Here is a 24,087-nt window from a genome sequence, read left to right as displayed (position 1 = left end):
AGTGCCTCAGGGCTCTAGCTTCCTATCATCCTTTCTTCCCGTCCGTTTGCCATTTCTGGCGACCCTCCTGGCGGGGGCGGGCAGCCATTCCAGTCCTCTCGGGGTTCTTTCATGATCAAGACGTTTCTCGTGACCGGTGGCGCCGGTTTTATCGGTTCGGCCGTGGTGAGGGAGTTGATTGCCCACACCCCTCATCGTGTCATCAATGTGGATAAGCTGACCTATGCCGGCAACCTGGCATCCGTAGCGTCTGTAGCCTCCGACCCTCGCTATGTCTTCGAGAGAGCGGACATCTGTGACGGCACGGCAATGACCAGAATCCTGGATAAATACCGTCCCGATGTGGTGATGCATCTGGCCGCAGAAAGCCACGTTGATCGCTCCATCGACGGGCCTCGCGACTTTATTCAGACCAATGTGGTGGGCACTCTGGTATTGCTGGAGGCGGTACGCGAGTACTGGGAAGGAATAAGGCAACAGGATAGCGACAAGGCCGATGATTTTCGGTTTCACCACATCTCCACCGACGAAGTCTACGGAGACCTCGAGAACGACGGCAGCCTGTTCACCGAACAGACCCCCTATGCGCCGAGCTCACCCTACTCTGCCAGCAAGGCGGGATCGGATCACCTGGTACGGGCGTGGACGCGCACCTATGGCTTGCCTTGCCTGGTGACCAACTGTTCAAACAACTATGGCCCGTTTCACTTTCCTGAAAAACTGATCCCCCTGATGATCCTCAATGCACTGCATGGAGAGGCACTACCCGTCTACGGTGACGGTGGGCAGGTACGAGACTGGCTCTATGTGGAGGACCACGCACGCGCCCTTGTACTTGTTGCCAGTGAGGGAGAGGTTGGAGATACCTACAACATCGGCGGCCATAATGAGAAAACCAACCTCGAAGTGGTGCACACGCTTTGCGACCTGTTGACGGAAATGGCCCCTGGCAAGCGTGAATATCGTGATTTGATCACCTATGTCACTGACAGGCCTGGCCACGACCGCCGCTATGCCATCGATGCATCCTACATTCAGCACACCTTGGACTGGACGCCACGAGAGACCTTCGAGTCTGGCCTTCGCAAGACGGTGTCCTGGTATCTGGCCAACGAGCCATGGTGGAAGGCGGTGCAGGACGGTAGCTACCGGGCCGAGCGCCTGGGAGTATTGTCATGAGCGGTCTCTTGCTGGGCGCCACGGGCCAGGTGGGACATGAGCTTCGCAAGTCGCTTGCCATTCATCTGGATCTTCATGCACCAGACCGCGGGACCCTGGATCTGACCGATCTGGATGCGGTGAAGCGTTGTCTGGACCACTATCGTCCCCAATGGGTGATCAATGCCGCTGCCTACACCGCGGTGGACCAGGCTGAGACCGATACGGCGACTGCATTTCGACTCAATGCGGAACTGCCCAGCTGTCTCGCACGCTATTGTGCCGAACACGGGGCACTGTTGACCCACTATTCCAGCGACTACGTCTACCCAGGCGATGGCATTCGGCCCTGGACGGAAGAGAGTCCAACCGATCCCTTGTCTCGCTATGGCCAATCAAAGCTTGCTGGCGACGAAGCCGTGCTTGCCAGCGGCTGTGCGGCACAAATTTTCCGGACCAGTTGGGTCTATAGCGCCAGGGGCGGCAATTTCATGAAGACCATGCTTCGTCTAGGGCGGGAGCGGTCGTCATTGTCGATTGTCGACGACCAGGTGGGGGCCCCGACACCCGCACGCCTGATTGCTGACGTCACCTTGCATGCGTGGCAAGTCTACCGATCTCGTCCCGAACTGACCGGACTCTACCATCTGGCACCACGGGGATTTGTGTCCTGGTATGACTTTGCACGAGAGATCTTTCGTCTCGCTCGCCTGCACGGACTGCCTCTCATGCTCTGCGACGATCAACTGTCTCGCATGGCGACCAAGGACTACCCCACACCGGCGAAACGTCCACCCAACTCCCGTCTGTCGGTCTCACGTCTTGAGAACGCCTTCGACATCTCGCTCCCTGACTGGAGGGGACAGTTGTCTCTCACCATGAAGGACTACCTAAGGTAGGCCTGCCGCCGCAAGGCGTTTTCCGAAAACTAGAGGTTACCGCCATGAATCGGAAGGGAATCATCCTTGCCGGAGGATCCGGCACGAGACTTCACCCCATTACCCATGGGGTCTCAAAACAGCTACTCCCTGTCTATGACAAGCCAATGATCTACTACCCGCTCTCGGTGCTGATGTTGGCAGGAATAAGAGAAATACTGGTGATATCCACACCGGATGATCTACCAGTCTACCGTCAATTGCTTGGTGACGGCGAGCAGTTTGGAGTTACCTTGTCCTACGCAGTTCAGCCTAAGCCAGAGGGCCTGGCGCAGGCCTTTATTATAGGGGAGAAGTTTATTGGCGATTCTCCTGTCTGCCTTGTTCTTGGCGATAATATCTTTCACGGACAGCACTTTTCAGAGCAGCTTCTGAGAGCGTCGGACCAGGCCAGGGGGGCAACGGTATTCGGTTACTTTGTCAAAGACCCTGAACGGTTTGGCGTTGTCGAGTTTGATGAGAAAGGGCGTGCGGTATCTATCGAGGAAAAACCGAAAAATCCCAGGTCGTCCTATGCGGTGACGGGGTTGTATTTCTATGACAATTCAGTGGTAGAAGTTGCCAAGAGTGTCAAGCCATCGGACCGAGGAGAGTTGGAAATTACCTCGATCAACAATGAATATCTACGCCGCGGTGAGCTGCATGTTGAGCGCCTGGGACGAGGATTCGCCTGGTTGGACACAGGTACCCATGACAGCTTACTCGAGGCAGCGCAGTACGTGCAGACAGTCGAGCATCGTCAGGGCTTGAAAATTGCCTGTCTGGAAGAGATCGCCTGGACGCAAGGCTGGATCAGCGACGATTTTCTGCTTTCCCAGGCAAATAGCCTTTCCAAAACAGGGTACGGGGCATACCTGCTACAGCTACTGGCCGCGAAGGCTGTCGGTCAGTAACAAGGCTACCTAATGGTGGAGGGGACGTACATGAAAGTTGAAAGGCTGGCTATTCCTGATGTCGTGCTGTTTACGCCGAAAGTATTCGGTGACGAAAGAGGTTTCTTTATGGAAACGTTTCGTCAGGAAACATTTGATGAGGTCTGTGGCGAACACAAGTTTGTTCAGGACAACCATAGTAGGTCGAGTCGCTCGATACTCAGGGGGCTGCATTACCAGCTGAAGCACCCCCAGGGAAAACTGGTGAGAGTGGTCAGAGGAGAGGTGTTCGACGTGGCTGTCGATATGCGAACGTCCAGTGCCACCTATGGCAAGTGGGTAGGCGTTTTCCTGAACGAGGACAACCGGCAGATGCTCTGGGTGCCACCCGGTTTTGCACATGGTTTCTACGTTACCAGTGATGACGCTGAGTTCGTATACAAATGTACTGACTATTACGCACCTTCAGACGAAATGTCGGTGCATTGGGCAGATACTATCCTGTCGATCGACTGGCCATTGGACAACATGGAGCCACGAGTTTCGGATAAGGATGCTCGGGGGATGTCGTTTGTCGAGGCTCCTGGCTATTAGTAATTGCCTGAGGAAGTAGACGTGGTAGAACATGAACCAAGAAGCGGCCCTCCCTCTTCGCAATCTCCACAGTTGGCTACGCTGGCGTTGTCGGCACGCCTGAGGCGAATGCAGACTTCCTTCAGTTGGCGAGCGACCAAGCCGCTGCGTGATCTGGGAGGGTTATATCACAAGTACATAAAGAAGTGCTCCCGCCTCGACTTGCTGCCGATCCATGAACTGGAACTGCTGACCCGTAATAACAAGGTGGTCTGGGTGTCTCGCGGCGGGGATCCACAATTTCTGCTCACCCCGATCAACCCCGCCGTGCTTCGCCAAGGTGGATGGTTCAGTCTCGAATACGACTTTTCGGCGAATCAGGCAGTAGATCAGTGTCTCTATATTGACTACGGCGATGGTTTCCAGGCAGATGTCGTGTGGACACGACATGTGGAGAAGAGCGGCCACCAGAGCCTGGTCATCTACTTGCCGATGGGAACACAGGCGTTGCGACTGGATCCGATGACTCGACCTGGAGAGTTCCGGTTGGAAGATCCGGTGCTGAAGAAGATCGAGACCCCACAGATTCCGCACCCTTGGTCGGGGCTGGACGGATATCTGAAATGCTGTGAAGGCTGTGAATTTACGCTTTCCGCTGCCCAGCAGCTCGAGCGCCGTCTGGAAGGAGAGTTCCATTGGCGATCCCATGGTACCGATCCTGCCTTCGTCGTTCGGCATCGCCGCGGTCGTGTCATCGAGCCTGGCTGGTGTCGTATCGAATTTGTTCTTAGCGGCGAGTATCAGCACCAGGTCGCCAAGCTATATATCGATCACGGCGAGGGCTTCAGTGAAACCCATGCCTATCCCATACCCTTCCAGTCTGGGAAGTTGGCGACAAGGGTGATTCAGCTCGAGCGAAGCATTGTCAATATACGCTTTGATCCATGGGAACGAGAAGGAAGTTTCCGTCTGGAGCGGCTATGCATTGATAACGTCGAAGCCGGTGAAGCTTGGGATGCGATCGCCGGACGCCTCGTCGAGACTGCCCCCGAGTACACGAATCTGAAAAAGGCCGAGGTACTGGCGGGAGTGGGCAGGCCTGCTGCGAAAACTGATGAAGGTGACGGGGCGGCCAATGAAGGCGAGGTGGAATTTTCGGAGGACGAATCTTCGCGCGAGACTCGACTTCTCGAAGAGTACGCCGATACCTTTGTTATCAACGAAGCTGAACTTTCGTATCAGAAATGGATAGATGAGGTCGAGGTCAATGGCCTCCCGAGTACAGAAACTATAAAGACCTATCTTGCCAGCCTCGACAGTCCCTCGATAATTTCGATATTGGTTCCAGTCTACAATCCGGATGAACCGCTTTTGAAGGCTTGTATAGAATCCGTTATTTCACAGTCTTATCCACATTGGGAACTTTGCCTTGTGGATGACGCCTCTCCATCACCGCATGTCGCAAAGGTCCTCAGACACTACGCCAGTCAGGATGGACGCATAAAAATACATTTTCGACCCGATAATGGGCATATATCAAAGACCACCAATGACGCCCTGGCGATGGCCACTGGCGACTACCTGGCCTTGTTGGATCATGATGATGAGTTGGCCAGAGATGCCTTGTATTTTGTGGCGAAAGAGCTGGAAAAGCATCCCGATGCGCAGTTGATCTACAGTGATGAAGACAAGATCGATGTCCAGGGAATGCGCTGCGAGCCTCACTTCAAGCCAGATTGGAACGTTGATCTCCTCTATTCACAAAACTATGTCTCTCACCTTGGCGTATACCGACGGTCGTTGATCGAGAAAATTGGTGGTTTCCGGGTGGGAGTCGAGGGATCGCAAGACTATGATCTGGTGCTACGTTGCATACCACATCTTTCCACCGACTCAATCGCCCACATTCCCAGAGTTCTCTATCATTGGCGCGCTATCGAGGGTTCTACTGCTCTGGCTGAAGAGGGAAAGGGGTACACGACATCTGCTGGTGTAAAGGCGCTGCAGGACCATATTGAAGGCATCGCTGGTGGCCGCGCGACTGTAGAGCAGGGAATTGTAGGAAACACCTATCGTGTGCGTTGGCCTATTCCTGAGCCGGCACCGTTGGTGAGCATGTTGATTCCTACCAGAGACAAGAAGGACGTCACAGAGCTGGCGGTGCGCAGCATCCTGGAGAAGTCACGCTATACCAATTACGAAATTATTCTCCTCGATAACGGTAGTGTTGAACCTGAAACACATGAGTTTTTTGAGCAAATTCAAGCCGAAGACTCCAGGGTCAGCGTTCTGCGCTACGATCATCCCTTCAACTACTCGGCGATCAATAATTTTGGTGCCGAGCACGCGAAGGGAAGCATTATTGGTTTGGTTAATAATGATGTTGAAGTAATCAATGAAGACTGGCTTGGCGAGATGGTGTCCCATGCTTGTCGTGAAGACGTTGGCTGTGTGGGCGCCAAATTATACTATGGAAATGACACCATCCAGCACGCAGGCGTCATCGTTGGTCTAGGTGGAGTTGCTGGACACTCTCACAAGCACTTTCCTCGAGAATCAGGTGGATATTTCAACCGATTGAAGGTGGTCCAGTCTGTATCTGCCGTGACGGCAGCTTGCTTACTCGTGAGAAAGTCCGTCTATGACGAGGTAGGTGGGTTAAACGAGCAGGATCTCAAGGTTGCTTTCAACGACGTTGACTTCTGCCTCAAGGTATTCGATGCCGGATATCGTAATATCTGGACTCCCTACGCCGAATTGTACCACCACGAATCTATCAGTCGTGGAGCTGAAGACAACCCAGAAAAAGTGGCCAGGTTCAATGCCGAGATAGATTACATGCAGAAGGCATGGGGAAAAATTATCGAACACGACCCCAGTTACAGCCCTTGCCTCACAAGAAGTCGAGAAGACTTCTCCATCGGAGGGCGTTGATGGCTTTCTTGATGGGTTGTCGTATTCGGAGAAACTACGTATCCCAGGAGGGGACATGCCCAAGAATGATGCCTTGATCAACAAGGGAGTTGTGGTCATAGGGGACCAGGACGACAAGACAGAATCTCCTATCATCGTCATTGGTACCGCACGAGGCGGGACCTCGATGGTGGCCGGAGTACTGGCCAAGCTCGGCGTCTTCATGGGCGACCGCGCCTCACACCCTGTGTACGAAGATGTCCGCCTTTCCGAGGCCTTTGAACAGCAGGACATGGCTCAGGCAGCCTTGATTGTGAAGGAGTACCAGGCCAGATATAACCGCTGGGGTTGGAAGCGTCCTTCCATTATCGATAATCTGGATGAAGTGGATGCTCTATTGCCCAATGCCAGGTATATATTTATCTACAAGGATATCCTTTCGATTGCGCAGCGGAATTCGATTTCCATGTTGGCCGAAATTACCGAGGGCATGGACAGGGCGCTGTCTCAATATCGGAAGACGCTTCGCTTCGTGAGACAGAAGTCTCCGCGTGCCATGCTTGTCTCCTATGAGAAGGCCAGTGCTTATCCCGAGGTCTTTCTTTCCACCCTTGAATCTTTTTGCGGAATATCCCCCTCTCAGGAGGAACACCGGACGGCGCTAGCTTTTATCGATCCTGAACCAGAGGACTATATAGAGGCAACCCGGATCACCAAATCACAGGGAAAACTTCTTTCATGTGATGGGCGTCGTGTCAGCGGTTGGGCGCGTTACGTGCACAAGAAACAGCATGCTGAGGTAGAAATATTTGTTGATGACCGGTCCGTGGGTGTGGTGCTGGCGAACGAACCGAACCCCGGGGGCGGAGCCCCTACGAACGAGCCATGTGGCTTCACCTTCACCCTTCCTGCTGGTGAAAGCTTGAGGGAGAATACCAGCGTTCGAGCCAGAGTAGTGAACGATGTTGTTGACCTCGCGAACTCTCCTGCCAGGGTGGGCTAGAGATGGCAAAGTTCTGTGTTGCAGGTATTGTGCGTAACGAAGTTGACTACCTTGTTGAGTGGATTGCTTGGCATAAACTGGCAGGTTTTGATCATGCTATCCTCGCTGACAACGGATCTGATGATGGGACGCGGCCGTTGCTCGAGGCACTCGAGTCTCTTGGTGTTGTCAGCCTGGTATATCAACCTGTAATGGAACGACACGCACAGCAGTTAGCCTACCGCAGAATTCTTGCCAAAGCTCTTGGTGAACATGATTATGTCATGTTTCTTGATGCCGATGAGTTCTTGGTGCACGAAAGTCAGGTGCATGGTGAGGAATGTCGTGAACTAGAAAAGTTGGTCGAACGAGATGGTGTCGACGGGGTTAGCATAAACTGGCGATGTTTTGGTTCTGCTGGAAAGAAAAAATATGAAAGAAGTCCCGTGCTAAAGAGGTTTAATTATTGTGCTAAACCTCCTGGCTGTGTCGCCGATCATCACGTGAAAAGTTTGATGAGGGTCGAACGAGTAAAGATACCATATTGTCATTCTTCTACATTGACCTACAGGTCGCAGTATGTCGACAGTGCCGGGAAGGTGATCGAGGATTTTGTGGGGTCTAGGGACAAGACAGGAAACTCCGATCCTCGTGGAGGTCGGACTGCCTCGATTCATGAAGGACCACTCCGTGTTCATCACTATGCCGTAAAGTCTCGAGAGGAGTTCGAAAGAAAACGCTTTCGTGGAAGCGCTACCAAGGGCACCAGTTACGATAAGGGTGAAGGGTATTTTCGTCGATATAATGTCAATGAGGACAAGTTTTATTTTCAGCCGGGAAAGCTGGTCAGGCTGGAGCGTGAAATATCCCTGCTAAAGCAGCTTTTAAAGAACAAGACCACGCTCACTGATCGCCTCTTAGGTGCTGTCGATTTTTCGGGTGCCGATGAGCTGACAGGGTGGGTGACTGCTCGGGACGGAAGTTCCGTCTCGCAGATGGTCAATATCTTTGTCAATGGCGTACACGTGGGTCGAACAAGAGCCGGGTTCTATCGCCCCGACCTGGTCCGCGCGGGAAAGGCTAAAGATGGATTTTGTGGTTTTCGCTGGGCCCATCCATTGCCGCTCAGCGCAGGAGATCGGGTGACGGTTTCACTCCACGCCAATGAGTCGCCGTTGGCAGGGAGGAGCGAGTTTGTCGTTGGAGATCCGTGATCTCGCACTAGTTAGAAAGCTGCTTTTCCGCTTGGGTCTGCCTGGACCACGTTGCTTGAAAAGCGCTCTTTTTCCACAGTTCATCAAAGCTATTTTCCGTCCGGTACCGTCACGAGGAGGTAATATCATGGATCCATTGTTTTTTGTTCACGTGCCTAAAACAGCAGGAACAAGTTTTCGCCACGGTGCCGAAAGGGCATTTGGAAATGATAAAATTGTTTATGATTATGGCCCCGAGGCACCTCAGACGAGCGCCCTGACGAGAGAATATATCTATGGTGAGGCCTCAGACGGTGCGCGTCTTTACCGTGAGTGCCGCCAACAGGGATCTTCAATGCTGGCAGGGCATGTCCCTGCTGCAAAGTATGCTCCTTTCAGCGGTGTTGCCTCGATGGTGACCTTTGTCAGAGAGCCTTTGCAGCGTACTGCTTCAGAATACTCCCATTTTCAGCGGATACTTAACTACAAAGGGTCGTTTCGAGAGTTCATGAGCATGCCTCTGATGGTAAATCGACAGGCATCGATTTTCAGGGGTGTTGATATGGAAGCTATTGGCGTTGTCGGGCTGACTGAGAATTACTCGGAGAGCCTGGAGTTGATCAACGCACGTTTTGGTATCGATATTCAACAGCGAGAAGATAACAGAGGTAAACCGAAGGTAGGTGAGCTGCATAAGGTATCACCTGAGGACGAAAAGATTTTTCGTCGTCGTAACGCCAAGGACTTTTCCTTGTACGAGCGCTGCCGGAAGATGTTTGAAACGCGGTTGCAGTTGTATCGGGACAATCTTCCCTTCGCGCATGCTCGGCTTTCTCAGTTTGACACTCGTCAGATTGCTGGATGGGCATGGTGGGAGGGGTCCTCTGAAAGGGCGGTGGAAGTGGAGGTGCTGGTCAACGGGGAGCACCAGCACACCCTGGTAGCAGATCAAATGATGCCCTCGAAGGCTCGCATGAACCCCCCCAGGGCCGGTTATGTAGGTTTCCAGCTGCCGGTAAGTCTCTCGACGGAAGACAAGGTGCAGTGTCGAGTCGTCGAGACCGGGCAAATGTTTCCCCCGGGTCCCCGTCGTCTTGTGACGCCGAGCTGAGCCACGCACCATGGAAGGTGAGGCTGCGTCCTGGTTTGACCGCCCGCTCGAGGGAACTCACCTGATCGTTCAGCCTCAGCGGTATTGGCAACCTCATCATGGCTTGCGGCCGCAAACCGAGGGGGAGGACTGGGAGTGGGAGTCGCTGGATGAGGACCCCCAGTTCCTGTTGCGCCGACATTTACCGCTGCCTGGCTGGCACATGGTGGAGCTCGACCTCGATCACGACCAGAGTAGTGTCTCGGTGCGCCTGTATTTCGACACGGGGAAGGGGTTCAGCGAGGATCAGTCCCTGGCGCTGCCGTTGAAGGGCGGACGCATAACCAAACGCCTGATCTATGTGGAAGGCTGGCTCAAGAGACTGCGCTTTGATCCCATGGAGACACCGGGACGCTTTGCGATTCGTCACTTCCGCATCGTGTGGTTGACGCCCTGGTTTGCCCATGACCGCTTGAGCCAACGCCTTGTCAATATGCACCATCGCTGGCGAGATGTGTCAAAGCGGGAGGTCATTGGCGTCCTCAAGCGTCGCGCGCGTCAAGAGAAATGCACATGGCGGCAGCTGGCTCTCTCTGACTATGAGGAGACTTTTGAACGATTCTGTTCAGGGCGCAGCTATGAGCAGTGGCTGCGTGAGCGCGGCTGGGAGGACAATCTTCCCAGCAGAAGCGAGGGCGCAGGGGAATTACGGCTTTCCACACTGGAACCTGGATGGCGGGCGAGGGACAGAAGGGCGGAGCTGGACGAGATAAGGCGTGGACTTGACGGGTGGCGAGGCAAGGATGAACGCCGCCGGAGCCTTGCGTTGCAGCGTCGTAGTGCTGCCAATGGTGGTGTGGAGTCGGGTGTGGTTACCGTAGAGGAAGCCATGTCGTGTACGTTCAAGCCTCTTGTGTCGATCTTGCTGCCGGTCCATGATCCGGCGCCGGAACACCTGAAAGACTGTCTCGAGTCGGTCCTGAGCCAGGACTATGATCACTGGCAACTCTGTATCGTCGATGACGCCTCCCGAAACCACGAGGTCATAGCGCTGCTGGAGCAATTCGAGGCTCTCGATTCTCGAATAACCCTGCGTCGTCAGGCAAATAATGGCCATATCTGTGAGGCCTCCAACACGGCCTTGAGCATGGCCGCCGGGCCCTACGTGGCGCTACTGGACCATGATGATCTGCTGGCGCCATGCGCGTTGAGCTATGTGTCCGAGGCGCTGAATCGGTCTCCTCGGCCAGTGCTGGTCTACAGTGACGAAGACAAGGTGGATCAGCGCGGTGTGCGCTGCGAACCTCACTTCAAGCCCTGCTTCAATCCTGATCTGCTGCTCTCCCAGAACTACATGGCGCACTTGAGTGTCTTCGACACCGCGCTGGTGAGGCAATTGGGAGGCTTCCGCAAGGGCCTGGAGGGAAGTCAGGACCATGATCTGGCCCTGAGAGTCTGTGCCCACACCGAGCCTGACCGCATCGTCCATATTCCTCGGATTCTCTATCATTGGCGTGCCAGTCCCGACTCCACGGCGATGACCAGCAACGCCAAGCAATATACGTCTCGTGCAGGACTGCGAGCGGTCGCCGACCATCTGGCACGAAACAGCCCCGGGGCAACCGTCGAGCTTGGGCGCTTGCCCAATACCTATCGTGTCCGCTGGCCACTGCCGAATCCGCTACCGCTGGTCAGTCTGATGATCCCTACACGTGATCGTGTCGATCTGTTGGCGCCGTGCGTCGATGCGATCCTGTCTCGTACCCGCTATTCAAGGCTTGAGGTGCTGATACTCGACAACGGGACGCGATGCGAGGAGACGCTGGCTTATCTGGCCGAGATCGGCAAGGGAGATCCCCGGGTCAGGATTCTGGCCTGGAACCATCGCTTCAATTATTCCGGCATCAACAATTTCGGAGCGTATCACGCACGCGGTGATGTGCTTGGGCTGATCAACAACGATATAGAACCCATCAACGAAGAGTGGCTCGAGGAAATGGTGCGGCATGCCGTGCGTCCGGATATCGGTTGCGTCGGCGCCAAGCTCTATTATCCCAACGATACCATCCAGCACGCTGGTGTCGTGCTAGGTATCGGGGGCGTTGCGGGCCATGCACACAAGTACTTCAGCCGCCATGCCAACGGATATTTTTCTCGATTGGTGTTAACACAGAATTACTCTGCGGTGACCGGTGCCTGCTTGTTGATACGCAAGGCACTTTATCGGCAGGTGGGCGGACTGAACGCGCGGGATTTGCCGATCGCTTTCAATGATGTGGACCTGTGCTTGAAGGTTCGGGAGGCGGGATATCGAAATGTATGGACACCCGACGCAGAACTCTATCACCACGAATCCGAGTCGCGTGGTGCCGATGATAATGCCAGCAAGCGAGCCAGGGCCATCGGAGAGGTACTCTACATGCGCCATACCTGGGGTGAGCAGCTTGATCGGGACCCGGCCTATAACCCCAATCTGACGCTGGTTCACGAGGATTTTTCTCTGCGTTGAGAGGCGATCACCATGGCCCAGGGGTCTGGCATTTGTGGTTCTCGCTGGCTGCTGCTGAGTGATGGAGCCCTGCCCACCGAAGACATCTACTTCATGGCGTCGGCTGCGCCCTGGCTTCGCTATGCAGGTGCGACAGTAACTCGCCTTGATACCCGTGGGTGGGCGTCTCCTCTGCTGTGCTGGCCCTGGCTGGATCGTACCTTGGTCGGGGCACAGGTCATCGTTTGTCGAAGCCTGTCCGAAGCCTGGATCGATCTGCTGGAGACGCGCCGAGCTCAGGTCGCCAGCGTGCATTATCTGCTGGATGATGATCTTGATGCTGCCGCCAGAGACCCTGGCTTGCCGACGCGCTACCGTGAGCGTATGGGGTGGGTGTCGCGCAGTATTCTGCCCAGGCTACTGGCCCTTGCCGATGAAGTCGTCGTCTCAAGCGAGGAGTTGGCGACGCGTATCAGGCGCCGTCACTCCAGGATAGTGACGCTGGCACCCGCGCTGCTTGTTTCGCCGGAGGTGGCCACACCCGAGGCAACATTGGATGGGTGGCGTTTGGGGTATCACGGTACGAGAGCCCATCTGCGGGACCTGGAGCAAATCAGTTCGGCGCTGGTCAGCGTTCTCGAGGCCCACCCTGGACTGACGCTGGAAGTGGCGATGGGGCGCTACACGCCGGCATCGTTGCGTCACCATGCCCGCGTGCGCACGCCCGACCCCATGGCCTGGCATGCCTATCTGAGCCACCTGAAAGGATCGCGCCTGCACCTGGGCCTGGCTCCCTTGTGGCCGACAGCGTTCAACGCTGCCAAGTCCCATATCAAGTTTCTGGAGATTGCTTCGATGGGCGGTGTGGGGCTCTTCAGCAGGCGTGCTCCTTACAGCAATATCGTGTGCGACGGGGAGGATGGGCTGCTGGTAGATGATGATCCCGCGGATTGGCAGCGCTGCCTCGTCCGGTTACTGGAGTCTCCACGGGAAACCCACCGGATGGCCCAGCGGGCGTTGGAAAAGGCTCGGGATATCGGCAGTCCGACTCTCCACCGTGCCTTCTGGAGTCAGCGTCAGTGCTGAAACAGACAACAGTTTCCCAGGGAGCAGATGCTGTATAGACAACAGTGATTGGTGCTTTCTTCTCTCCTTCCTCCCCCCTTCCTTTCTAACCTCCTTCCTTCCTAACTTCCTTTCTTGTTCTCTCTTCATCTCTCTTCCTTATCTTGCCCTGCTTCCTGTTCTTTCATTGAAGCGTGGTACCTATCCCTATCCCTATTCCTATCCCCATCCTTGGCCGCCGCTCGATATCTGCCTTGGAGGTTGGACTGCCTGCAAGGGGCTGCCTGCAAGGGGCTCTGGATCAGTCGGTATTGGTCAGTCTTTCAAGGACCGACAGGGTCTGATCGATCTGGTCCGGCTGGTGCTCGCAGCTGACAAAGAATCGCAGCCGAGCGCTACGTTCGGGCACAGCAGGATGCAGGATGGGTTGCACGTTGATACCTGCCGCCAGCAACGCATGGGACAGCTTGGCTGCCCTGGCGGAGCTGCCGAGAATAAGCGGCACGATGGCTTGTCCCTCGCTGCTGCCGGTATTCAGCCCCAGGGCCTGGATACCGTCCAGCAGACGTCGAGCGTTCTGCGTCAGCCTGGCGGTTCGCCAGGGCTCTTCCAGCAGAACTTGCAGAGCGCGGCGTGCTGGTGCGGCCAGTTGCGGTGCCAGCCCGACGCTGTAGAGAAACCCTGGCGCAAGGTAGCGCAGCGTATCCACCAGTGCCTGGCACCCGGCGATATAGCCTCCGCAGGAGGCAAGGGATTTGCTCAGGGTGCCCATCCAGATGTCCACGTTTCCCGGAGCCACTCGGCAATGCTGGTGGAGACCTAACCCGGTTGCACCCAACACGCCAAGCGAGTGGGCTTCATCCACCATCAGCCAGCAGTGGTGCCTGCGCTTCACCTCAACGAAACGTGCCAGGTCCGGAGTATCGCCGTCCATGCTGTAGTGGCCTTCGATCACGACCAGTACGCGCTCGAAGCGATCGCGATGGTCGAACAGTAGACGGTCCAGGGCTTCGGCATCGTTGTGGGGGAAACTCATGCGAGTGGCGCCGGATACGCTGGCGCCCATCACCACACTGTTGTGGATCAGGCTGTCGTGGATGATCAGGTCCCTGGTGCCCACCAGCATGGCGATGGTGGAGACATTGGTAGCGTGGCCGCTGACGAAGGCAAGCGCATCATCACTGTGGTAGCAGTGGGCCAGTGTACGCTCCAGGGCCCCATGGAAAGGACGTTCGCCGGCGACGATGCGACTGGCCGATACCGAGGTGCCGTAGTTCTCGATCGCCTGATGGGTGGCGTCCAGGATACGTCGATCGCCGGCCAGACCGAGATAGTCGTAGCTTGCAAAATTGATGACGTCCTGATCGCCGAGCCGACTGGTAGCCCCCGCTCTACGTTGATGACAGCGAAAGAAAGGGCTGGTGATACCGAGGGAGTTCCCTAATGACCTCATCATGTCGATCTGTCGATAGCCTTCGAGGCTGCGGAAGTCGGTGGTTGCAACGAGTGATTCGGTCAGCGGGTAGTGTCCCGACATTGAACCGGCCCCGTCGGTTGGCGCTGTCTGGGCATCGCGGGCGCTGTCCATCGCCTTGGCCTGGCTGAGCAGGCGGTCCTTCAATGCCTTCCGGTCGTCGGGATTCATGTCACCTCCCGTGCAGGAGTAGGAGGGGAGACGGCGTGGCGGGAGGCCAGAGCCGCGTGTTCGTCGGTTGCATCGAGCTCGGGGCTTTCCAGCAGGTCGCAGATCAACTGGGTGGTGCGATGCAGGGTCGCGGCGTCGGCGAGGGCCAATGCGGACACCTTCACGCCAAGCCGGGTCTCGATGGCCGATACCAACTCGACGGCCATCAACGAATCGAAGCCGAACTCGGAGAGCCGGCGCCCACTGTCGATGCGTTCGGGATCCAGCATCAGGATGCTCGCCAGCTGCCGACGCAGGATGGCTTCGACGGCCTTGCGGCGGGACGATTCATCGAGCGCGGAAAGATCGAGGTCGTCGTTGCTGCTTGCCTGGCGGTCCGCTTCACCGGAGCTCTGGCGCAACTCGATAAAGCGCCGCTGGATGAAGCCATGATCGATGGCACCGATGACGGTGGCATTGCTGACGCCTGTCGCGAGAGCCCGCTCCAGCGCGTCCAGCGCCTGCTCTGCGCTCAGCTGCCCGCCCCCCATACGCTGGGACAGGGCCTGTTTCTTGGTCTGGTGACGAGCCAGAAAGCCGGTGTCCTCGATGATGCCCAGGCTCAGGCAGGTGGCGGGTTTCCCCGCCTGGCGGCGTCGCACGGCCAGTGCTTCCAGGCCCAGGTTGGCCGCCACATAGGCGGACTGCCCGGGGCTTCCGAACAGGGTGGTGGCCGAGGAGTAGAGCACAAAGTGCTGCAGGTCGTGATGGCGCGTCAGGCGGTCCAGCAGGATGGCGCCCAATAGCTTGGAGCCCAGTACCGCGTCCAGCTGCTCGCGAGTCAGCTGTCTGGCGAGGCCGTCCTCGATGACGGCGGCGGCGTGAATGACGCCACGCAGCGGTGGGCGCCGGGAACCACACTCCTCGATCAGTCCAGTCAGGGCCTGCTCATCGGTGACGTCCAGCGCTGGCGCTTCTACCGTGGCGCCCTGTCTTTGCATGGCGGCGATAGCGGCACTGGCCTCCGGGCTGCTGACGCCCGAGCGACTCAGCAGCAGCAGATGGCGAGCGCCGCGCATCACCAGTCGCTCTGCGCTGGCCAGGCCCAGGCCGGACAACCCACCGCTCACCAGGTAACAGCCTTCGGTATCCAGCGTCAGGCAAGGCTGAACGGTGAATCTTTCGGTGGCGTTTCTCACACCACAAGGCGGGTGCAGGGCGGACCTGGAGTCTGAGCCTGGGCGGGGTGTGTCAGGAGGCGGGCAGGCATCGTCCGAAGGGTACGTCACGATGATCTTGCCGATATGCCGCGCCTGCTGCATATGGCGAAAGGCCTCGACCACTCTGGTGGTCGTGAAGGTGGTATAGGGCAGCGCGCTGAAGGCGCCCTCGGCAAAGCGGTCCATGACCTGTCGAAACAGTTGGCGGGCGAGCGCGGGTCGGTTTGACAACAGTTGATCGGAGTCGATGCCGAAGTAGCTCAGGTTGTGACGGAAGGGGCGCAGCCCCATCGGGGTATCCTGGTAGAAGTCTCGCTTGCCAAGCTCGAGAAAGCGCCCGAAAGGCGCCAGCACACGCAGGTTCTGGTGGATGGCGTCGCCGGACAGGGAGTTGAGCACCACATCGACTCCCTGGCCGTCGGTGTCTGCGAGGATCTGTTCGGCGAAGGCCAGGCTGCGTGAGTCGTAGCAGCGCTTGGCACCCAGCAGGGTCAGCAGATCACGCTTGTGCGGGCTGCCGGCGGTGGCCAGCACTTCAGCCCCTCGCCACCGGGCCAACTGTACGGCAGCCAGACCGACACCGCCGGCAGCGCCGTGTATCAGCACCCTTTCCCCGGGCGATAGCCGAGCCAGGTGCTCGAGGCTGTACCAGGCGGTGAGAAACGCCGTGGGCAACCCGGCAGCAGCCACCGGGTCGAGACCTGGCGGCACCCTGGCCAGCGAGTCGGCGTCGACCACCAGGTGGGTCGAGAAACAGGCCGACCCCAGCCCGAGCACCGGGTCACCAACATCGAATCGGGTGACCCCTTCGCCCAGCGCCTCGACGATGCCGGAGAACTCGAGTCCCAGGGTGGTGCCGGAAAAGCCCTGCTCGAGCGCCTCGTCGGTGAGCACGCCGAGAGCATACATGACGTCGCGAAAGTTCAGACCCGTGGCCAGGACCTTTACTCGGACCTGGTCCTTGGCGAGCGTCGACCAGGTCGGGTGGGCTCGCCACTGCAGGCGCGAGAGCTGGCCAGGGTGAGCGATTTCCAGGGTTACCCTGGACGGGGCTCGGTCTGGCGTGTGTGTGTGTGCTGTCGGTATGTCGGTGGCTGGACGCACGCGCAGTGCCCGGCGATGTCCCTGGTAGTCGATGACCACCTCATCCTCGCCATCGTCGTGTTGCAGATCTTGCGCCAGGGTTTCTAATGCGGCTTCTCCCGAGGCCAGGTCGACCAGCCGTACGCGGGTGTTCGGCAGTTCGTTGTCGAGGGAGCGACAGCCCCCCCACAAGCCAGCCTGGTACAGGTCGATGTCCGGAGTGTCCGCGCCGAACAGCGCGGCGACATCGCGAGTCACCACGACCAGCGTCATGTGGCGATCCGCCAATGCCCTTGCCCAGTCACCCAGTCGCTCAAGGGCGTCCAAGCCCGCCTGGTGGGTCTCGAGGTCGCCGCCTGCCTGCCGAGACGGCACGGCGGCTCGCAGGTCGACAACATGCGGGGCGATGACTTTCCGGGCACTCGGCGCTTGCTGAGCGTTCGAGGCGCGTGCTGAGGTGACCTCCGCAAGCGAGGACGGGGCGGCAAGCGTCGTCTCGAGATCATCGTATGTTACGCAGCGGGCAGCACCTGATGGCATGTGTTGCACAAGCCGCTCACCCAGAGCACGACTGGCAGCATCCACCACCAGCAAGGTGGCTGCGTCGCGCCGTGCTGGAGGCTCGTCTGAACCGGTCTCGGTGGTGGAACGAGCGCTTGCCGAGGGCACGGCACGCAGCAATGTCGGAAGGTGGGAGGCGGCTTTCGGGGGGCGTGCCTCGACGCTGAACCCCGCCTGACTCAGGTGGCGGCGGATCGCCTCTGCGGTGGCTGGTCTGGCGTCGGGTCGCAGGGAGCCCAGTGCTCGCCACCACCCTGTAGGGGGCAGGACCAGTATCAGCAGTTGCCCGTGCGGCGCCAGGCGCGCCGTGGCCTTGTCGATTGCCTCGATGCTGGCCTCGAGATCCGTCGGTGTGCTCACCACCCAGGCCAGCTGGGCGCCGGGGGCGGTATGGAAAGGGGGCAGTGATGCCGCACCGTTGGACGCTTCGATGAGCGGTTGGACGCGTTGGCGGGAGCCATCATCAGGGGGCAGGATGTCCACCATGAGGCGATCGGGGTCCAGTGTCTGGCTCAATGCCTCGCTCAGCCGAGGCGCCGCGCATCCTGCCTCGACCAGGTGCAGCCGTTGTGCCGAGGGTAGCGTCGACAGGATCCGGGAAACGCTGGCAAGAACCTCGTCGTGCAGGGCCTGCCACAACGCTTCCGGAATCAGCGTAGCGGCGTCGAGGGTCAGCCCTTCGATGTGCTCGAGCGAGCCCTCCAGCAGTCCGGGAAGATGCAGGCCAAAACGCCCGAGCGAGCCAAGCAGAGGGAACTGCCGAGGGTACTCCGCCAGCAGCAGACGCCAGATATCGACCGCGGCAGGAGACGCTGGCATCGCTGAGGAGGTCGCTGCCGCTGTCGCGCCTGTCGAATACTGAGTCAGGAGGCGACGGTAGAGTTCATTATTGCCAAGGCCATCGCCTTCGATAGCGGGCCGAGCTGAGGCGAGGGCCTCGTCGAGCCAGGCGACGTTGAGGCGATCGAACAGCAGGCTGAGCTCCTCGAGGTCGCGCCCCAATGGGCCTGACATGATGCCGGCAAGGGCATCGGCCAGTTGCGCGCCTTCTTCGCCCAAGGGCGGAGGGACCAGCGGCGCTGGGGTCAGGCGGGTGGTCAGCCGCTCGGTGGAGGAAGAGGTTTGCATGGCCAGTGGCGTTGTCGCGAAGCGGACCTCCTCGAGGGCAGCAACGCAGCGATGCTTGCGGTACAGCCAAAGGTCGGCGGTGAAGGAGTGTGGTGAGCGTCGCGTAATGACGGCGCGGGCATGGGTCGGCCGACCGCCGTCCTTGTCGAACTGCATGCGCGACAGGCGCACGGGCAGATAGCCGTGCGTCAGCGGCGTCTGGCCCTGGTTCATCAGTGGCAGACACAGTTGCAGGGCGCCATCCAGCAGACCGGGTGGCAACCACCAGCAAGGGGTGTCGTCACTGGCGATGAACTCGCCGATGGCTTCATCGTCCTGACACCAGATCCGGCCCAGGCTTCGGTACTCGCCGTGGTAGTCGAGCCCCATCGCCCTGGCGAGCGCCAGGTGGGCATCGCTGTTTATGCAGGCCTTGCTATCCAGCCAGGTCTCGCTATCCAGGGGCTCCTCGCTGGCCGGCACAAGCGGAGGGGCTGAACGCAGCAGACTGCCCTGGCAGGCTGGGGCCAGACGAGCGCTGAGGTGAGGCTGCCAGGCGGCTGCCGGATCGAGGTCGCGTACCGTCAACTGGACGCGCCCCTGATCGGCCAGGGCGAGCCGCGCCAGCTTGCCCACTGGGGAGTCCAGTACCAGCGGCGCCAGGATCTCCAGATCGTTGATTTCGATGATGGTGGCTGACGTCGAGGTGATGGCGGCAGCCAGTACCATCTCGACCTGCGCCGCTGCGGCCAGCACTGGTGTTTCCCCGACCCGGTGATCCGCGAGAGTGGGCTGCGTGGCAACACTCAGACGCTGGATCCACGTCGACTCGTCCGGGGCCTGGCGTGCCCCCAGCAGGGGATGTTCGTCACGCTGCTCCAGCGGGTTGTGACCCAGGCCACTTGGGCGGGTCCAGTGGTGGCGACGTTGCCAGGGGTAGGCGGGGAGTTCGATGGGGGCAAGGGGCCGCTCGAACCAGGGGGAAAAGCCATCCAGGGCTCCACTGAGCCACAGGCGTGCCCGTGCTTCGGAGAGTTCGTCCTGGCCCTGGCCCTGGCGTGTCAGGGTAGCGATATGCAGGACCTGATGCCCCCGCAGGCGACACTGCTCCTCGATGTATCGCTTCAACAATGGATGGGCGCCGATTTCCACCAGCACCGAGTCACCGCGATCGATCAGCGACTCGATGGCCTGGCGAAAGCGCACAGGCGCCCGCAGGTTTTGCCACCAGTAGTCAGCGCCGAGGGGGCGGTGGGTCTCGCTACCCTCGACGGTGGAGATCATCGGCAAGCGTGGAATTGATCCGTCCAGATCGGCAAGCGCCTCGAGCAGCGGGGTCTTCAAGCCATCCAGCAGTGGGCTGTGGAATGGGTAGTCCAACGCCAGGCGAAGGTATCGATGGCCCGCGGCCCGCAAGGCGTCTTCCAGTTCGGCCAGCGCCGGCAACGGTCCCGCCAGCGTGACATTCCCTTCGCTGTTGTCCCCGGCCAGGGAAATCTCGGCGAAGCGTGGCTGTGCGAGCCAGGTGGCGATGGTGTCAGCGGAGCAGGACACCGCGGTCATGCCTCCCTGATGACGGATCTTGCCCTGCAGGCGGCTGCGGTGGGCAATCACGGTCACCGCCTCAGCCAGTGACAGTGCGCCGCAGGCCCAGCCCGCCGCGACCTCACCGACGCTGTGACCGACCACCGCAGTGGGGGTGACCCCTGCCTCGTCAAGCCAGGCAGTGATCCCGACCTGAATCGCAAATAGCGCCGGTTGGGCCACCACGGTGTCTTCGAGCAGGGCCGGATCATCGCTGCGGGCCAGTACGTCGAGCAACGAGAAGCCGGCGATGGGCAGGAAGTGCTCATCCACCCGCGCGACGGTATTGGCGAAGGTGGGACTGGTCGAGAGCAGGTCACGCCCCATGCCAAACCATTGGCATCCATTGCCGGTGTAGACGAATACCGGTCCCTGGGGCGCATCCAGGCGTTGCTGGCGCCACACCCTGGGGGCGCTGCTGTGGGGAGCGGTCGTCGTGTCCTTCAGCGAGTCCAGGGCCGCCTTGGCCTCGTCATGGTCCCGCACCAGGGTCAGCGCCTGTTCGTTTAGGCGCTCGCGGTGGTGAACCAGGGTCCAGGTCAGGGCATCGAGGGCTGGCTGGTGAGTCTCGAGGTAGTCGCTTAGCCGACTTGCCAGTGCTGCCAGCGCTTCCTCGTCGTGGGCCGAGACAAGCAGCGGTAGCGGCTGCTCGAAAGAGACTCGTGGCGTCGGTCGCGATCGCACCAGTGACGGTGGTGGCGGCGTGGTCAGCACTACGTGGGCGTTGGCCCCCCCGAAACCGAAGCTGTTGATACCGACGGTCAAGGGGCCGCTTTCGGGGAGCGTCCGCGGTGTCAGCACCACGTCCACATTGGCCTCGTCGAGGTGCAGCTCAGGGTTGAGGCGGTCGACACCGATGGTGGCGGGGACGAAGCGCTGGGTCAGGCAGCCCAGCGCCTTGTAGAGTCCGGCGATGCCGGCCGCTGTCTCCAGGTGGCCGATGTTGCTCTTGACCGAGCCGATCGGCAATGGGTGGTGACGATGTCGCCCAAGGGCCTGGCCGATGGCGGTGACTTCGATGGGATCTCCGACGGCGGTGCCGGTCCCATGGGCTTCCAGGTAGTCCAGTCCGTCGGGATCGATCCCCGCCCGGGCGTAGACCTCGGTCAACAGTTGGGCCTGAGCCTGAGCGCTGGGCACCGTGAGTCCTGACTTGTGTCCGTCGGTATTGGTGCCGCTGGCGGCGACTTCGGCGAGGATGGGGTCGCCGTCCGCGAGCGCCTGGTCGAGCGCCTTGAGCACGAAGATGCCGGCCCCTTCCGAGCGCACGTAGCCGTCCGCGTCTTCGCTGAACACGCGACAACGGCCTCGCGGCGACAGCATGCCGGCCTTCGAGAAGGCGACGAAGCCGAAGGGATGCAGGTGCAGGCTGACGCCGCCGGTCAGGGCGGTGTCGCATTCACCGGCGCGGATGGCCTGACAGGCCTGGTGAAAGGCTACCAGGGAAGACGAGCAGGCCGTGTCGATGGCCATGCTGGGTCCCTTGAGATCGAACACGTAAGACAACCGATTGGCGGCGATGCTGAAGGTGTTGCCGGTGGCGAACAGATTGCCCAGAGAGGCCAGGTCGGCGGTATGCCGATAGGCGAAGTCAGGACTGGAGATGCCGATATAGACCCCGCAGCGGCTGCCGCGCAGGCGCGAGGGGGGGACGCCCGCGTGCTCGAGCGCTTCCCAGGTCAGCTCCAGCAGCAGGCGCTGCTGTGGATCCATGGTCGCCGCTTCCCTGGGCGAAATTCCGAAGAAGTCGGCGTCGAAGCCGCCGATGTCGCCGAGTGACCCGGCGGCGAAGGTCACGCTGGTGCCGGGCGAACGACGGTCGGGATGATAGAACCGGCGCCAGTCCCAGCGCGAAGCATGCACCTCTGTGACCAGATCCCGGCCCGCCAGCAGGCTCTGCCACAGGGTTTCTCCGGGGACTCCGGGAAAGCGGGTAGCGTTTCCGATGATGGCGACGCGCCTGGTCATAGCGGTTCCTTGCAATGGCGGTAAAGGGAGCGCCCGAGGGAGCCTGTGGCGACGGTCGTGGTCTGGCACCCGGTGGTGTGGAGCAGTGCCTCGGCCAGTTGCGACAGGTCGGACGGTGTCTCCGGTCGTCGTGTGGTCTCGGGCCGGTTGCTCCAGATCATGAAAGGCGTTGTTCCATCGGGTTCTCCGTGCCAGCGATAGCTGGGAGACAGGATTGGGACGTGGTCGCCGTAGGCGCACAACAGGCCCGGGCGCGATTGCCTGGTGAGGGTCGCCGCCAGGGCGCCGAGCATGGCGTCGGTATTGGCCAGGTGATGGAGATAGATATCGAGCTCATGGGTCACGTCAACGGGGCGCGAGGCGTCGGCAGTGAGCCAGCGCAGTGGATCGGGCGCTGGCTCGAGCAGAAAGGGACCATGGCTTTCCATGGTGATCACGAACACCATCAATGGGCGCGGGTCTGGGTCATCCAGGGCTTGTGTGACGCGCCTGGCGAGCTCGACGTCGGCGATGAAGGGGCCATCTCGACGGCAATGCCTGAAGCTTTCGATGTCCTCGAACGCCTGAAAGCCCAGCCGAGGCATGACCTGGTCGCGCTGGTAGAACTCACCGGGGTAGGGATGCAGCACCAGTGTGCGGTAACCCATGTGGGCGCAGGCGCTGGCCAGGCTGGGAACCGGCTGGCGGGACAGTTGGCGATAGGGATTGAAGCGATGCATGCCCAGGGCATCCTCGTTCAGCCCGCACAGGAAGGCCGTTTCGCTGCGTATGGTGTTGGCGCCCCAGGCCGGCACCTTGAGGTAGCCGTGGGTGATGGACTGTTCGTTCAGGCGATCCCAGTGGGCGAGCACATCCCGGGGTATCTGGTCGTACCAGGGGCGCGGATCGAAGAACGACTCGCCCTGGACAATCACCAGGTGTGGCAGTGACTCCAGGGCGACCGGTAGTAGCGGTTGGCGCAGGAGCGCTGGAGCCTGGGTGGTATCGATGGGGGTATCGGGGAAGCGGGCGTAGGCCCAGAAGCTGCTCCACAGCCCCAGGTGGTGGAGGTCTCTGCACGGAACCAGGGTGGCAGCCGGGAGTCGCCGCAGGCCAAGCCCCAGAGCGATAGCTGGCCCCATGGTCAGGCCTCCCAGCAGCAGCGCCATGGAGGATAGTGAGAGGTGATCCAGCAGCCAGGGTTCGAGCAGGACGAAGACCGACACCGCCATCAGGGCGGCAAGACTGGCACCCAGAGCCAGGCCGATACCGAAGAACGGCAGGTAGAGCCTTGGATGTCGGATGGCATCGAGGAAGTACTCGAAGTCCTGTAGCAGGAAGGGCTCCTTCAGGCTCTGCCACTTGGCTTGATGGCTGCGCTGCACCACCCATTGCAGGGTCAGCGCCGTGGCCAGTGCCAGTGCTCCTCGTTGCAGCACCGCTACGGCTAGCGCGTAGCAGAGTCCCCAGCTTCCGGCATGGACCAGCCAGGCGGCCAGAGAGCGGTCGCGCCAGTTGCCCAAGCCCCGACAGCCTATGGCGTCCATGGCGAGACTGAGCCCCGTGCCGAGAGGAAGTCCCAGTACGCACAGGCTGATCGCCAGATCCCGGGGCTCGATCCACGTCAACATCGGCGGACAGGACGATTTCGGCCAGCGGGTCGGGCAGGCGTAACCTGCCATGAGTCGG

At 59.6% G+C, this 24,087-nt stretch carries 13 protein-coding genes; 10 read left to right on the top strand and 3 right to left on the bottom strand.

All coding sequences use genetic code 11. The features are described 5' to 3' along the window. Nucleotides 1-111: 111 nt before the first annotated feature. From rfbB to NKF27_RS19605, 10 genes are all read left to right on the top strand, one after another. Nucleotides 112-1,179: a dTDP-glucose 4,6-dehydratase gene (rfbB, locus tag NKF27_RS19650; RefSeq protein WP_253554479.1), complete on the top strand. Its 1,068-nt coding sequence runs from the start codon at nt 112-114 to the stop codon at nt 1,177-1,179. Beyond that, nucleotides 1,176-2,057, top strand: a complete 882-nt coding sequence (gene rfbD, locus NKF27_RS19645; protein WP_253554477.1) for a dTDP-4-dehydrorhamnose reductase — start codon at nt 1,176-1,178, stop codon at nt 2,055-2,057. Before rfbB ends, rfbD begins: the two co-directional genes overlap by 4 nt. A 44-nt stretch (nt 2,058-2,101) precedes the next feature. Beyond that, nucleotides 2,102-2,989, top strand: coding sequence for a glucose-1-phosphate thymidylyltransferase RfbA (rfbA, locus tag NKF27_RS19640; RefSeq protein ID WP_253554475.1), 888 nt, complete (start codon nt 2,102-2,104; stop codon nt 2,987-2,989). Nucleotides 2,990-3,019: 30 nt separating this feature from the next. Beyond that, on the top strand, nt 3,020-3,562 hold the full coding sequence (gene rfbC, locus NKF27_RS19635) for a dTDP-4-dehydrorhamnose 3,5-epimerase (RefSeq protein ID WP_253554472.1): 543 nt from the start codon (nt 3,020-3,022) through the stop codon (nt 3,560-3,562). A 21-nt stretch (nt 3,563-3,583) separates the two neighbouring features. Next, the gene (locus NKF27_RS19630) at nt 3,584-6,475 is read left to right on the top strand and encodes a glycosyltransferase (RefSeq protein ID WP_253554469.1); all 2,892 of its coding nucleotides are present in this window, start codon (nt 3,584-3,586) and stop codon (nt 6,473-6,475) included. Nucleotides 6,476-6,530: 55 nt separating this feature from the next. Then, nucleotides 6,531-7,457: a sulfotransferase gene (locus NKF27_RS19625; RefSeq protein WP_253554466.1), complete on the top strand. Its 927-nt coding sequence runs from the start codon at nt 6,531-6,533 to the stop codon at nt 7,455-7,457. A gap of 2 nt (nt 7,458-7,459) precedes the next feature. Further along, nucleotides 7,460-8,650 (top strand): glycosyltransferase family 2 protein, encoded by a 1,191-nt coding sequence (locus tag NKF27_RS19620; protein ID WP_253554463.1) that lies wholly within the window; start codon nt 7,460-7,462, stop codon nt 8,648-8,650. A gap of 127 nt (nt 8,651-8,777) precedes the next feature. Next, the gene (locus tag NKF27_RS19615; protein ID WP_253554462.1) at nt 8,778-9,740 is read left to right on the top strand and encodes a hypothetical protein; all 963 of its coding nucleotides are present in this window, start codon (nt 8,778-8,780) and stop codon (nt 9,738-9,740) included. A gap of 10 nt (nt 9,741-9,750) precedes the next feature. After that, complete coding sequence (locus NKF27_RS19610; RefSeq protein WP_253554461.1) at nt 9,751-12,228, top strand: glycosyltransferase; 2,478 nt, start codon at nt 9,751-9,753, stop codon at nt 12,226-12,228. A gap of 12 nt (nt 12,229-12,240) precedes the next feature. Further along, nucleotides 12,241-13,293, top strand: a complete 1,053-nt coding sequence (locus NKF27_RS19605; RefSeq protein ID WP_253554460.1) for a glycosyltransferase — start codon at nt 12,241-12,243, stop codon at nt 13,291-13,293. Nucleotides 13,294-13,573: 280 nt separating this feature from the next. Here NKF27_RS19605 and NKF27_RS19600 read toward each other — a convergent pair whose 3' ends face one another. From NKF27_RS19600 to NKF27_RS19590, 3 genes are read right to left on the bottom strand one after another with little or no spacing between them, the layout of a single operon-like run. Next, entirely contained in the window at nt 13,574-14,917 is a 1,344-nt protein-coding gene (locus NKF27_RS19600) for an aminotransferase class I/II-fold pyridoxal phosphate-dependent enzyme (protein ID WP_253554459.1), read from the bottom strand. Continuing rightward, a complete protein-coding gene (locus NKF27_RS19595; RefSeq protein WP_253554458.1) occupies nt 14,914-22,419 on the bottom strand; it encodes a type I polyketide synthase in 7,506 nt (2,501 codons plus the stop codon). The genes NKF27_RS19600 and NKF27_RS19595 overlap by 4 nt, the downstream gene beginning before the upstream one ends. Further along, nucleotides 22,416-24,080, bottom strand: coding sequence for an LTA synthase family protein (locus NKF27_RS19590; protein ID WP_253554457.1), 1,665 nt, complete (start codon nt 24,078-24,080; stop codon nt 22,416-22,418). The genes NKF27_RS19595 and NKF27_RS19590 overlap by 4 nt, the downstream gene beginning before the upstream one ends. Nucleotides 24,081-24,087: the final 7 nt, after the last annotated feature.

The organism is Halomonas sp. DN3, from assembly GCF_024137905.1.
Taxonomy (GTDB): domain Bacteria; phylum Pseudomonadota; class Gammaproteobacteria; order Pseudomonadales; family Halomonadaceae; genus Halomonas; species Halomonas litopenaei.
Note: the sequence above shows the minus strand (reverse complement) of the source record. Positions and strands in the feature narration are given on the sequence as shown.